The sequence below is a fragment of the Thiorhodococcus fuscus genome, from assembly GCF_042682685.1.
GTDB lineage: Bacteria > Pseudomonadota > Gammaproteobacteria > Chromatiales > Chromatiaceae > Imhoffiella > Imhoffiella fuscus.
Window position 1 is genome coordinate 75,278 of record NZ_JBHUHX010000018.1, and the last position, 12,659, is coordinate 87,936.

The 12,659-nt window shown below is 64.5% G+C and carries 11 protein-coding genes; all 11 read left to right on the forward strand.

Annotation, left to right across the window (positions count from 1 at the left end):
* Nucleotides 1-118 precede the first annotated feature (118 nt).
* The 11 genes from ACFSJC_RS09645 to rpoH all read left to right on the forward strand — a co-directional run bounded on the left by ACFSJC_RS09645 (nt 119) and on the right by rpoH (nt 12,319).
* Nucleotides 119-286 (forward strand): MerR family transcriptional regulator, encoded by a 168-nt coding sequence (locus ACFSJC_RS09645; RefSeq protein WP_386026099.1) that lies wholly within the window; start codon nt 119-121, stop codon nt 284-286.
* A gap of 44 nt (nt 287-330) precedes the next feature.
* Nucleotides 331-885, forward strand: a complete 555-nt coding sequence (locus tag ACFSJC_RS09650; protein ID WP_386026101.1) for a MerR family transcriptional regulator — start codon at nt 331-333, stop codon at nt 883-885.
* Nucleotides 886-1,021: 136 nt separating this feature from the next.
* Nucleotides 1,022-1,888 (forward strand): DUF4405 domain-containing protein, encoded by an 867-nt coding sequence (locus tag ACFSJC_RS09655; RefSeq protein WP_386026103.1) that lies wholly within the window; start codon nt 1,022-1,024, stop codon nt 1,886-1,888.
* A gap of 181 nt (nt 1,889-2,069) precedes the next feature.
* Entirely contained in the window at nt 2,070-2,990 is a 921-nt protein-coding gene (locus tag ACFSJC_RS09660; RefSeq protein WP_386026105.1) for a nitroreductase family protein, read from the forward strand.
* A 286-nt stretch (nt 2,991-3,276) separates the two neighbouring features.
* Complete coding sequence (locus tag ACFSJC_RS09665; protein ID WP_386026107.1) at nt 3,277-3,600, forward strand: STAS domain-containing protein; 324 nt, start codon at nt 3,277-3,279, stop codon at nt 3,598-3,600.
* Between the two features lies 1 nt (nt 3,601).
* Nucleotides 3,602-5,737 (forward strand): chemotaxis protein CheA, encoded by a 2,136-nt coding sequence (locus ACFSJC_RS09670; RefSeq protein ID WP_386026109.1) that lies wholly within the window; start codon nt 3,602-3,604, stop codon nt 5,735-5,737.
* Nucleotides 5,738-5,828: 91 nt separating this feature from the next.
* On the forward strand, nt 5,829-7,883 hold the full coding sequence (locus ACFSJC_RS09675) for a HAMP domain-containing methyl-accepting chemotaxis protein (protein ID WP_386026111.1): 2,055 nt from the start codon (nt 5,829-5,831) through the stop codon (nt 7,881-7,883).
* A 10-nt stretch (nt 7,884-7,893) separates the two neighbouring features.
* A complete protein-coding gene (locus ACFSJC_RS09680) occupies nt 7,894-8,448 on the forward strand; it encodes a chemotaxis protein CheW (RefSeq protein ID WP_386026113.1) in 555 nt (184 codons plus the stop codon).
* Nucleotides 8,438-9,328, forward strand: a complete 891-nt coding sequence (locus tag ACFSJC_RS09685; protein WP_386026115.1) for a CheR family methyltransferase — start codon at nt 8,438-8,440, stop codon at nt 9,326-9,328. Before ACFSJC_RS09680 ends, ACFSJC_RS09685 begins: the two co-directional genes overlap by 11 nt.
* The gene (locus tag ACFSJC_RS09690) at nt 9,325-10,380 is read left to right on the forward strand and encodes a protein-glutamate methylesterase/protein-glutamine glutaminase (RefSeq protein WP_386026117.1); all 1,056 of its coding nucleotides are present in this window, start codon (nt 9,325-9,327) and stop codon (nt 10,378-10,380) included. The genes ACFSJC_RS09685 and ACFSJC_RS09690 overlap by 4 nt, the downstream gene beginning before the upstream one ends.
* Nucleotides 10,381-11,473: 1,093 nt before the next feature.
* Nucleotides 11,474-12,319: an RNA polymerase sigma factor RpoH gene (gene rpoH, locus ACFSJC_RS09695; protein WP_386026119.1), complete on the forward strand. Its 846-nt coding sequence runs from the start codon at nt 11,474-11,476 to the stop codon at nt 12,317-12,319.
* Nucleotides 12,320-12,659 lie beyond the last annotated feature (340 nt).

A 12,659-nucleotide genomic window follows, 5' to 3' on the forward strand; every position in this document is an offset into this window, starting at 1 on the left:
GACCGGAAACCCGAATCGCGTTCGCGCGCCTTGACCCGACGACGGCCTCAGGGTCGATGCTCGTCCTCGACGCCGCCGATCGGGCGCGCGTCCTGGAATCCACAGACGGAGAATCGAGATGACCAAAGACCAGTGGATCGAGCTGTTCGAAGAAATCGGGCTCGATGAAGACGGCATGCGGCGCTGGCATCGCTGCTTCGAGACCCGCTATGCGCACGGGCATCAGTCCTTCCTCGAATGGCTGAACATCCCGCCCGACGAGATCCGGCGCATCCGCGCGGGCTGATCGCACCAGGCCGCTCGCGTCGGAACCCTTCCCGGACCCGCATCATGACCGCTAGAACCTGGACCATCGGACAGGTCGCCCGCCGTTTCGGCCTGGCGCGCAGCACCCTCATCCACTACGACGCCATCGGGCTGCTGGTCCCGAGCGGACGCAGCGCCGCCCGATATCGGCTCTATTCGGAGCGCGATCTCGAACGGCTGGAAAGGATCCGCGCCTACCGGGCGACCGGTCTGGCGCTGGAGACCATCGCCGAGCTGCTGCGGCACGAGGGCGAGGGGCTGCGGCCGATCCTCGAGCGCAGACTCTTCGCCATCAACCAGGAGATCGAACAGCTGCGCGACCAGCAGAGACTCATCCTGCGCCTGCTCCAGACCGACGCCCGGGCGCTGGACACCCCCCTGGTCGACAAGGCGCTGTGGGTCTCGATGCTCCGCGCCGCCGGGCTCGACGATCAGGGTATGCAGCGCTGGCATCGCGCCTTCGAAGGTCAGACGCCGAGGGAGCATGAGGCCTTCCTCGTCTCGCTCGGGATCGCGGCGGACGAGATTGCCGCCATCCGCGCCTGGTCGAGCGAGCCCGATCCCCAGACGCCGGATTGAACGCATGCCTCCATCCGGCACAGGCGAAACGGACCGCCGCCCCGATCTGTCGCGCCATTGACGAAGGGCATGGACGCGCAGCCACCGAAGCGCCGATCTTGCGGCGATCGGCAGACCCGAACCCAAAGGAGCCAGGATGCGCAAGAACAAACAGTCCCTTCGCTCGCTCACGGCCTTCATCGTGACCTGGGCCTTCATCGTCCTCATGGTCACCGGTTTGGTGCTCTATATCGTCCCGCACGGACGCATCGCCTACTGGACACATTGGTCGCTCTGGGGACTCGAAAAGGACCGCTGGGCCTGGATCCACATGACCTTCGGCGGCGTCTTCATCGTCGCCGCCTTTCTGCATCTCTATTTCAACTGGAAGCCCTTCAAGCAGTACATCGCCGACCGCATCCAGGGGCATCTGGCATTCAAGCGCGAGATCCTGATCGCCACCCTGGCGACCCTGGTCCTGATCGTCCTCTCGGCGCTCGACCTGCCACCGGCCAGCTGGATCATCCGGCTCAACTCGGACATCAAGAACGCCTGGGTCACCGAGCCCGCGCTCGAACCGCCATTCGGTCACGCCGAGGAGGCATCCCTGGCCGCGCTCGCCCGACGCATGGACTTCGAGCTGGAACCAGCGCTCTCGGCGCTGCACGATCGGGGCATCGCGGTCGAGAACGGCCGCGAGACGCTCGAGCAGATCGCCCGGCGCAACGGCATGACGCCCATGGCGGTCTATGCGCTCATCCCGCAGCCGCAGCCGGCCCCAGCATCGATGGCCGGAAGAATGACGCCCGAGGAGATCGAGGCGCGCTTCGCGGGAACCGGCCTCGGCCGCAAACGCCTCTCCGAGGTCTGCGAGATGGTCGGACTGGACGTCCGGACCGGGCAGGAGCGGCTTAAGAGCGCGGGCATCGAAGCCAGCCCCGAGGACGGCATCCGCGATCTGGCCGACGCCAACGGCAAGCGCCCGATCGAGCTGCTGGTCATCATCCTGAACGCAAGCCAGTGAGCCGGCCGCCACTCCAGACCGACAAGTCGCACAGCACACTAGGCGCGCTGAATTGTTAAGTCCCTGAAGATTGTATACGCGCTTTTTGCGGTGAACTCTTTGCCATTGCCGTCGATACGGGCTGTGAAGGTCGCCGCTCACCAAACGAGCGCCGCGAGCGCATGACGAGAGAGCCCCATCGATGGCCATTCCCACCTCCAGAACGACGATCGCCGCAACCATCCAGTTGGATCCCGAGCGCTGCAATGGCTGCGGACTGTGCGTGTCCGTCTGCAAAGACAACGAACTCGTCCTCACGGAGGGTCGTGTCGCGTTCAGCGGACATCCGCTCTTCGGCTGCATCGGCTGCGGACATTGCATGGCGATCTGTCCTACCGGCGCGATTCGCATCCAGGGACGCACCCTGTCGCCCGACGATCTCTTCGACCTGCCGGAACACGGGTCGGCGACCCCTTATGCGCCCCTGCACGCCCTGCTGCAACGCCGCCGCAGCATCCGGGAATTTCAAGCGCGGCCAGTCGAGCCCGAGCTGATCGACAAGATCCTGGCGGCCGCCCAGACGGCGCCCATGGGGATTCCACCTTCCGATGTGCACCTGTTGGTCCTGGATGGACAGGAGAAGGTCACCGCCTTTGCGCGCGACTTCTGCGACTACCTCGACGGCATGCGTTGGCTGGTGTCGGACTGGATGCTGTGGCTGATGCGCCCCTTCTGGGGCAAGGCGAACGATGCGCTCTTCCGGGACTTCGTCCGTCCGACCATCGACACCTTCACCGAGCAGATGCACCAAGGCGTGAACATGGTGACCTACGACGCCCCCCTGGCGATCTACTTCTACGGTTCCGCCTACTGCGATCCGGCCGATCCCATCGTGGCCGCGACCTACGCCATGATCGCCGGCGAGTCCCTGGGCCTGGGGACCTGCATGATCGGCAGCATCCACCCCATGATCCAGCAAGGCCGCAAGGCGAAAGCATTCCGCGAGGCCCACGGCATCCGCTCGGCAAGCCGCGAGGGCCTCTTCGTGATCTTCGGCCATCCGCATCTGAGATACCGCCAGGGGATTCGCCGGACATTCGCCGCGGTCGATTGGGCGCGGTGAGGGATGATCCAGCACGGCGACGCGTAGACCGCGCCATCATCGTTGGTGCGCAGCCTGGCTGCAGCGCGCAGGCGGCCAAGGAGATCAAGACCGGCGGCGAAATTCGAACGGATGATGTGGGGTTGTCGAATCCGATATGCCTGCCCATGCTTGAAACGAATAGTGTAAGCCCCATGATCGAGCCACTCATCCATCCCAACGGATGACCAAGACGAGGCAGACGACGTCCTAGCCCGTCGACATTCGATGACTCGACCTTTCCGCACGGACCTGATCGGAGGGAGACATGTCGAATATGATTCGAATCGAGCCAAGCCCGCATGGCCCCGTCCTGCACTTCGAAGGCGAGCTGACCATCTTCCAGGCCGGCGAATACCTGACCCAATTGCGCGCGCTCGAGGCCGGCGAGGAATCGCTGGTGGCGGACCTGAGCGCGACGACGGAGGTGGACGGCGCGGGGATTCAGCTCCTGATCGCCCTTCGGAAGCAGCTGGAGACCACCGGGTCTCGACTGACCCTGCAGTCCCCCTCCCCTGCGGTCACGGAGGCCCTGGCCACCTGCGATCTCCATGAGCACTTCCACATGGAGTCCGCCTCGGCGCCTTGCTGACATGTCCGACCCCGTCGACATCTTCCGCACCGAGGCCGAAGAGCATCTGGCCGCTCTGGAAGGCGCCCTGCTGGAGCTGGAACAGCGCCCCGAGGACCCCGAGCTGATCGCGCTCGCCTTCCGCGCCATGCACACGATCAAGGGTGGCGGCGGCATGTTCGGGTACACGGAGCTCTCCGCCTTCACCCATCATCTCGAGACCGCCCTGGACAAGGTCCGCAACGGTCTGTTCCCGGTCACCCCGGAGCTGATCAGCATCCTCCTCGATGCCAAGGACCATGTCACAGGTCTGCTCGAGGACCCCGTGCTCGACCAGACCCAGATCCTGGTCGGACGAGGACTGCTGGAGCGTCTGCACGCACTGATTCCCGATGAGCAGATCACCGAGGCGAAGCAGGCCACTGCGGCCCCGAGCTCCGCGATCGCCGACCCCGACGCCGACGCCGGGGGGCAAGATCAGGCCTACCGCATCCGAATCCGTCCCGCAGCAGAGGCCTTCCGCGACGGCTTCGACATCTTTCCCATCCTCAAGGAACTCCAGAGGCTGGGGACCTGCTACGTCACGACCGACACGGGGGACGTTCCCGTTCTAGCGGAGCTGGACCCGGAATCCTGCATGATGTCCTGGGACCTGGCGCTGATCACGTCCCAGGGCATCGAGGCCATCCGAGACACCTTTATCTTCGTCGCCGACGAGTGGCGTATCGACATCGATCCCATCGATATCGACGACGATCAGTGCGACCGCATCGGCGAGATCCTGGTGGAGCGCGGCCTGATCGCGCGCAGCCAGATAGAGTCGCTGCTCGCCGAGAACCCCCGCGTCGGCGAGGTCCTGCAGCAGGCGGGTCTGGTCACGGAGAGCGACGTCGATGCCGCGCTCAGGGAGCAGCGGGCGATCCGGGACACGCGGGAGCGCGGTGCGCGCGGCGAACAGGAGAGTCTGGTGCGGGTACCCGCCGCACGCCTGGACAGCCTCATGAACCTGGTCGGCGAACTGGTGATCGTGCAGGCGCGCATGCATCAGCTCGCCCAGTCCCGCGACGACGAGGCCATGAGCGCGATCGCCGAGGATCTCGACCGGCTGACCACCGAGCTGCGCGACAACACCTTCTCCATCCGCATGCTGCCCATCGGCACCACCTTCGGACGCTTCCGCCGTCTGGTGCGCGATCTCTCCCGCGATCTGGGCAAAGAGATCCGCCTGGAAACCGAGGGCGCCGAGACCGAGCTCGACAAGATGGTCATCGACCGTCTCGGCGACCCCCTGGTGCATCTGATCCGCAACAGCATCGACCACGGCATCGAACCGCCCGAACAGCGCGAGGCTGCGGGCAAGCCGGCTGCCGGCACCATCCACCTGTCCGCCGAGCACGCCGAATCCCACGTGGTGATCCGCATCCGCGACGACGGCGCCGGTCTGAACACCGGAGCCATTCGCGCCAAGGCGGTGGAGCGCGGCCTGATCGCCCGCGACCAGACGCTGACCGAGGAGGATATTCAGGGCCTGATCTTCGAGGCCGGCTTCTCCACCGCCGACCGGGTCTCGGACGTCTCGGGGCGCGGTGTGGGCATGGATGTCGTGAAACGCTCCATCCAGGATCTCGGGGGCCAGGTCGGGATTCGCAGCGAGCCGGGCCTGGGCACCACCCTGACCATCACCCTGCCCATGACCCTGGCGATCATCGAGGGCCTGATGGTGGCCGTGTCCGAGGAGCGCTATGTGCTGCCTTTGAGCTGCGTCGAGGAGTGCATCGAGGTCGAGCGAGGATCCGAAGGCAAGCGCAACGGCCAGCGGCTGGCGCGCGTGCGCGGCGATCTGGTGCCCTATCTCAGCCTGCGGGAATGGTTCGCGGTGCCGGGCGCGGCCCCGGGCATCGAGCAGATCGTCGTCACCCGTCTCGGCGAGCAGCGTTTCGGCTTCAGCGTCGATCAGGTCGTGGGTCAGTACCAGACGGTGGTCAAACGTCTGGGCAAGCTCTACGAGGGAACTGCGGGCCTGGCCGGGGCCACGATCCTGGGCGACGGCGGTGTCGCCATGATCCTGGACGCGGGGGCCCTCGCCGAGTCCCTGGAAGACGAGGTGCGGACGAGGGGGCGCCGACAGACCGGGCGACCACCCACGTGGACGGAATAGGAGCGAAGCCGTCGCGCCCCATGCTCGGGGCATGACTAGATGCGTCGATCGGGGGCCATCTCGCCTGGCCTGCCACTCACGGAGAACGAACATGATCAGAATCCCACTGAAGGTCCTGCTGATCGGTGCCTTTGCCATCCTCATCCTCCTGATGGGCGGGACCAGTTTCATCGGCGTGGATGCACTCTCGTCCATGAACGAGCGGCTCGATGGTCTCGTCAATGGGTCCGCCGAGAAGGTCAAGCTCGCCTCTGGCATCCGCCAGGATCTGCTCGCGGTGAGCCGCGACGAAAAGAACCTCATCCTGGCCGAGGCACCCGAGGCAATGGACGCCTTCTCCGCAGATATCGCCCGCACCCTGGAGGGCATGCGCGAGAAACTGGAGAAGCTGCACGCACTGGCCACTGGTGCCGGCCTGGAGAAACTGGAAACCTTTAAGGGCCTGTGGGAGGAGTACCTCCAGGTGAGCGCCGAGGTCGCCCGTCTGTCGAAGCTCAACTCCAACGTCCATGCACGTCGGCTGAGCCGGGGTCAGGCAAGCGCCGCCTTCGACGAGGCCATGGGCCTCTTGAACGAGCGGAAGCAAGCGTTCGACACCGATCTGACACGAGCAGCCGACCTCGAGACAGTCCGGCGTGCCGCACAAAAGATCGCGGTCGCCGCCCGCGTCGAGCGCGGCATGATGGCGATCCAGCGTGAAGAGAAGAACCTGATCCTGTCCCGCGACCAGAAGACGATGGACGATTACGGCGCCGCGATCGACGCGTCCGTCACTCAGGTCAAGCAGACCCTGGATCAGTTCGACAGCCTGCTGGACGCCCAGGAACGAAAAGCTATGGTGCCGTTCGACCAGGCCTTCGAGAAATACCTGGCGCTGAATGCGCAAGTACGCGAGATCGGCCGTGAGAACGGCAACACCCTGGCCTTCGAGCTGTCCTCCGGAAAGGGCCGCGAGCTCCTGGATCAGGCCGAGGCACTCTTGGCCGACATCGTCCGGCTCAACGACGAGGACATGACCGCAGACCTGGCCGCCAGCGACGCCAACTACGCACAGGCCAGGCAGACCCTGATCGGCGCCGCCATCGCCGCCTTCGCGATCGCCCTCCTCATCGCCCTGGTGGTGATCCAGCGCATCAACCTGGTCAGCCGCATCACCGGCCGGATCGGCGCGGGAGACCTGACGACTCAGTTCAACCCCAACGCCAGCGATTCGGATATCTATGGCGTCCTGCGGTCGATGAACATGAGCCTGCGCGACATCGTCGGCGAGATCCAGGAAGCGGCAGCCAACGTCGCCTCCGGCAGCGAGCAGAGCAGCAGTACCGGGCAGCAGATCGCCCAGGGCGCCACCGAACAGGCATCCTCCCTCGAAGAGGTCTCCTCCTCCATGGAGCAGATGACCTCCAACATCGCCCACAGCGCCGACAATGCCCAGCAGACCGAGCAGATCGCCCGCAAAGCGGCCCAGGACGCCGAGACCAGCGGCGCCTCGGTGCGCGAGACGGTGGAGGCGATGAAGGACATCGCCGACAAGATCAACATCATCGAGGAGATCTCGCGCCAGACCAACCTGCTGGCGCTCAACGCAGCCATCGAGGCGGCCCGGGCCGGCGAGCACGGCAAGGGGTTCACCGTGGTCGCCGCAGAGGTCCGCAAGCTGGCCGAGCGCAGCCAGAAGGCGGCCGGGGAGATCGTCGCCCGCTCCAAGAGCAGCCTGGCGGTAGCCGAGGAGGCCGGAGTGCTGCTGGCTCAGCTGGTGCCGGACATCCAGAAGACCTCGGACCTGGTGCAGGAGATCAGCGCTGCGGCACGGGAGCAGGATTCGGGCGCGACGGAGATCAACAAGGCGCTCCAGCAGCTCGATCAGGTGGTCCAGCAGTCGGCGGCTGCGGCCGAGCAGATGGCCGCGACCTCCGAGGAACTGGCCGCCCAGGCCGAGCAGATGCAGTCGAGTATCGCCTTCTTCACCGTCGACACGGGCGCCAGACGCATCCATTCCCCGGCCGGCAAGAAGCCCGGCAAGGGCCCGCGCAAGCCGACCCCGGGGCGCAAGACGGAGACCCAGAAGGCCAAGCCCGAGGAGGCCGAATCCGGCGTCGAGATCGATCTGGACGACGAGGATGCACCCGAGTTCGTCCGCTACTGAGGGAGGCATCATGGCAAGCGAAGCGCAGCCGGCGCACGGCCTCGATCAGGGCTCCCTGCAGATCCTGACCTTCATGCTCGACGGCGAGATCTACGGTACCGATATCGCGCAGATCCAGGAGGTGCTGGAATACCGCCGCGTCACGCCCGTCCCGCGCACGCCGGACTTCATGCTCGGCGTGATCAATCTGCGCGGCAACGTGGTCCCGGTGGTGGACCTGAGACGCCAGTTCGAGATGCAGCTGACCGAGCCCACGGTGGATACCTGCATCGTCATCGTCGACGTCATGGTGGACGGCGAGATGACGGCACTGGGTATCCTCGCCGACGCGGTCAAGGAGGTGATCGAGCTGGGCGCGGACATGATCAAGCCCCCGCCGCGCATCGGCAGCCGCATCGACACCCGCTTCATCAGCGGCATGGGCAAGCAGGACGAGGAGTTCATCGTCATCCTCAACCTCGCGCGGGTGTTCTCCAAAGAGGAGCTCGGCGACCTGGTCGACAGCGCCCGGGAGACGCGCCTCCCCGCCCAGGAGGCAGGACAGAACCCCGCCGATGGCGACTGAGCGGCTGCAGCAGGACGCCCTGTCCGCGCGCGACCACAGACGGGTGGCGGACTATGTCGGCCGCGTCGCCGGCATCCAGCTACCGGAGTCGAAACATGCGCTGATCGAGGGACGGCTGCGCAAGCGCCAGCACGCACGCGGTCTGCGCTCGCTGCGCGATTACATCGACTTCGCCCTCGACGAGCAGGCGGGCGCCGAGGAGCGTCCGCATCTGATCGACGCCATCACCACCAACAAGACCGACTTCTATCGCGAGCCGGCGCATTTCCGCTTCCTCCGCGAGCACGTCCTCGGCGAGATCGCCGTCCGCCGCGATCGCGGCTGGCGGGTGCCCCTGCGCATCTGGAGCGCCGGGTGCGCGTCCGGCGAGGAGCCCTACACGCTGGCCATGGAGATGCTGGAGCTACGGCGTATGCACCCCGACTTTCGTTTCGAGATCCGCGCGACCGACATCTCCGCCAGCTCGCTAGCGATCGCCCGGACCGCGATCTACCCGCACCAGCGGGTTGCCTCCATGCCCCTGCCCCTGCGCCGGCGCTATCTGCTGCGCAGCCGCGACCGCAGCCTCGACCTGGTGCGCATGGCGCCCGAGGTGCGCGAACGGGTGCGCTTCGCCAGCTTCAATCTGCTCACCGATGCCTACGACGTCCCGGACAGCCCGGACATCGTGCTCTGCCGCAACGTCATGATCTATTTCAGCCATCCGGATCGCGACCGCATCGTCGCGCGCTTCGCCCGGATACTGCCCCCGGGAGGCCTGCTGCTGGTCGGCCATTCCGAGTCCTTGAGCGGCTCCGAGTCGTCGGGCGGCAGCGGCACGGCCTTCGTGCAGATCCAGCCCGCCATCTACCGCAAGATCGTCCCCGGAGCCCATCCGTGAGTCCGGTGAAGGTCATGGTGGTGGACGACTCCGCGCTGGTCCGCCAGACGCTCCGGGACCTGCTGGATGCCGACCCGGACATCGAGGTGGTGGCTACCGCCCAGGACCCCTATGTGGCGGCCGAGAAGCTGCGCAAGGTGGTCCCGGACGTGATCACGCTCGATGTGGAAATGCCGCGCATGGACGGGGTGACCTTCCTCGAGAAGCTCATGCGCCAGCACCCGATCCCCGTGGTCATCTGCTCCTCGCTGGTCGGCGCGGGCACCGAGACCCTGATGCGCGCCCTGGAGGCCGGTGCCGTGGACATCATCCAGAAGCCGGCGATGGGCACCCGCCGCTTCCTGGAGGAGTCGCGGGTGCTGATCACGGATGCGGTCAAGGCCGCGGCCCAGGCGTGTCTCAGACCCGGCCCGGCGCCCCGCCCGCCGAGGAAGCTCAGCGCCGATGCCGTGCTGGAGCGACCCGGTACCAAGGCCATGGCGGAGACCACCGACAAGGTCATCGTGATCGGTGCCTCCACCGGGGGCACCGAGGCGATCCGCGAGGTCCTCATGGCGATGCCGCTCGGCTGTCCGGGCATTGTCATCGTCCAGCACATGCCCGAGGGCTTCACCCGCTCCTTCTCCGAACGTCTGGACGGACTCTGCAGGATCCGGGTCAAGGAGGCGCAGAACGGCGATCCCGTGCTGCGGGGCCAGGCGCTGATCGCGCCCGGCAACCGCCATACCCTGCTCAAGCGCAGCGGCGCGCGCTACTACGTGGAGGTCAAGGACGGGCCCCTGGTGTCGCGCCACCGCCCTTCCGTGGACGTGCTCTTCCGCTCCACCGCCCGCTATGCCGGACGCAACGCGGTCGCCGCCATCCTCACCGGCATGGGCGACGACGGGGCCGAGGGTCTGCACGAGCTGTTCGAGGCCGGGGCCTGGACCTGCGCGCAGGACGAGGCCACCAGCGTCGTCTACGGCATGCCGAAGGAGGCGGTACGACACGGCGGTACCCAGCGTCAGCTGCCCCTGGAGCGGATCGCCGCCGCCATGCTGATGGCCTCGTGACCTGATCGGACCTCGGGGATGCGACGCAGGATATCTCGATCGTGCGACTCGGCCGAACGGCTGATTTCCAGGGTCGAGTACGAGAGTTCTCGGCGGCGGTGGCGACGCTCTTGATGTTACCCGAGACCTCATGGATCGATTGAACGGTGTTCATGGAGAGTTCGTTGACGCGGTCACCGGCGCGCACGATCTGGAACCTCCGCTCCTCCTGGGGATCGACCCATTCCACGCCATAGGCCGGCTGGCCGGAGAGGTCTTCGATGGTCTTGCTGTAGACCCGGAAATGGCGAGTCCGCCGCCGAAGTCCTGCGCGAACCGCGTGTCCGACTGCCCTCGGTTCAGACATTCCCTACCGCAGTTTCCGGTCCTGCAGATATTGGCACCCCATTGATGGCAGGACTTGCCGAGGAACTCACTCAGAAGCTTACCGAACGCCGCTTGGACCGGACCGCTCACGTAGAGCCAACGCCATTCCTTGTCCCCCGTCTCGCCGGCAGTCCCGCCTTGCGAGCCGGCGTATCAATGCCGGCCTTCATGTATTTTCCTCGCGGAAGCGGCGCAAGCGCGTACTGAACTCGTGGACCGATTCTCTCCCCATCGAAAGATCGCGCAGGTCGACGAACAGGCTTATGGCCACCTCGTAGGCCTAGGCATAACGCAATGCGGCCAGGTCTTCGATCCTGCCCCAGATAGCGTCGCAGCTTGTCCATCTCCTCTCGCGTCAGCAGGCGGTCGATGGCAAAGTCGCGATCGCAGGAGTCGACATGGGATGTCGAAAGAATGAACAACCTTGAGAAGCCCGTCACAGACTCAATCTTTGTGAAAATTACCGCGCCCCACACCTTGATCGAAGGATAAGTTCATCTGAATGTTTAAATATATTTTTTGATCGATCAGTGTTTCCGATTACCGCCATCGAAACATTCGATCTCGTTTTGCCCCCCTATCGTCTTGTACAAAGCTGCTCCATTACCTAAAGTTTGTCGGAACTTTGCTGGTTCGAGCCCCCCTCAAAACCACGTCAAAAGTACTGGCAAAAATCCAACTTTATTGGTAGGATTTTTTCCAAGTCAAACACTCAGGTATTGGAACTATGGTCAAAAACTTCTCAATTATGCCGACTGGCACAATCGAAGCTTATATCAGCAGCGCCTATCAGATTCCGGTCCTGACTCCCGAAGAGGAGCATAGTCTCGCCGTCCAACTCCGGGATCACGGCGACATGGCCGCTGCCAGACGTCTTATGATGTCTCACCTCAGATTCGTCATCCGCATCGCCCGTGGTTACATGGGGTACGGCTTACCGCTTCCCGATCTGATCCAAGAGGGGACGGTAGGACTCATGAAGGCAGTCCGCCGCTTCGAACCGGATATGGGCGTACGGCTGGTCTCTTTCGCCGTGCACTGGATTCGGGCCGAAATTCATGAGTACATCTTGCGAAACTGGCGGATCGTGAAGGTTGCAACGACCAAGGCACAGCGCAAGCTGTTCTTCAATTTGAGGAGCGCCAAGAAGCGTCTCGGCTGGTTCACCAAGCAGGAAGTCGACGAGGTTGCTGCCGATCTCGGCGTAAAACCAGAAGTCGTGATGCAGATGGAATCCCGTCTTTCAAGCCAAGACTTGTCGTTCGACAATCTTGACGACGACGATGACGACTCACCATCCGCTCCCTCGACATACCTGCCAGACATTCGGATGGAACCCTCAAGACTCCTCGAACGCGAAGACACGGACCGGAATCAGAAGGAGCGTCTGCATGCCGCTCTCGAGGGACTGGACGAGCGCAGCAAGACGATTCTCCGCGAGCGTTGGCTGTCAGAGAAAAAGCAGACGCTTCATGAGCTTGCTGAACAATTCGGTGTATCCGCCGAACGAATCAGGCAGATTGAAAAAAACGCGATGAAGAAAATGCGCCTCAAGCTCGAAGCCACCGCATAACATCGGGTCGACAAGGATGAAGCTCGACCCGCTGCACAAAACCTACCGCACTACCTAACCCACCTGGCGAGAAACAAGCTTTACGCCAGGTGGGTTTTTTATTCCGCCCATGGTCGCCCCACGAACGGAACGTGCCGCGTCGGCGACATCGATAGATGGAATGGGTTGGGCGCTTGTAGTCCAGATCGTCCTAAAATCAACGCGGCGCGATAGTGATCGCCGGACGTGCGATGCATATTTCTTGGGCGCAAAGAAGAAACCCCTTCGCTCCGGAGGAGGAAGGGGTTTCGGGATAAGGCCCTGGCGGTGACCTACTTTCGCATGGGGAAGCCCCACACTA

Bases quoted from the DNA above. Each gene is read 5' to 3' on its own strand.
- ACFSJC_RS09655 (WP_386026103.1), top strand. From the start codon at position 1,022: ATGCGCAAGAACAAACAGTCCCTTCGCTCGCTCACGGCCTTCATCGTG.
- ACFSJC_RS09685 (WP_386026115.1), top strand. From the start codon at position 8,438: ATGGCGACTGAGCGGCTGCAGCAGGACGCCCTGTCCGCGCGCGACCAC.
- ACFSJC_RS09660 (WP_386026105.1), top strand. From the start codon at position 2,070: ATGGCCATTCCCACCTCCAGAACGACGATCGCCGCAACCATCCAGTTG.
- rpoH (WP_386026119.1), top strand. From the start codon at position 11,474: ATGGTCAAAAACTTCTCAATTATGCCGACTGGCACAATCGAAGCTTAT.
- ACFSJC_RS09680 (WP_386026113.1), top strand. From the start codon at position 7,894: ATGGCAAGCGAAGCGCAGCCGGCGCACGGCCTCGATCAGGGCTCCCTG.
- ACFSJC_RS09670 (WP_386026109.1), top strand. From the start codon at position 3,602: ATGTCCGACCCCGTCGACATCTTCCGCACCGAGGCCGAAGAGCATCTG.
- ACFSJC_RS09650 (WP_386026101.1), top strand. From the start codon at position 331: ATGACCGCTAGAACCTGGACCATCGGACAGGTCGCCCGCCGTTTCGGC.
- ACFSJC_RS09675 (WP_386026111.1), top strand. From the start codon at position 5,829: ATGATCAGAATCCCACTGAAGGTCCTGCTGATCGGTGCCTTTGCCATC.
- ACFSJC_RS09665 (WP_386026107.1), top strand. From the start codon at position 3,277: ATGTCGAATATGATTCGAATCGAGCCAAGCCCGCATGGCCCCGTCCTG.
- ACFSJC_RS09645 (WP_386026099.1), top strand. From the start codon at position 119: ATGACCAAAGACCAGTGGATCGAGCTGTTCGAAGAAATCGGGCTCGAT.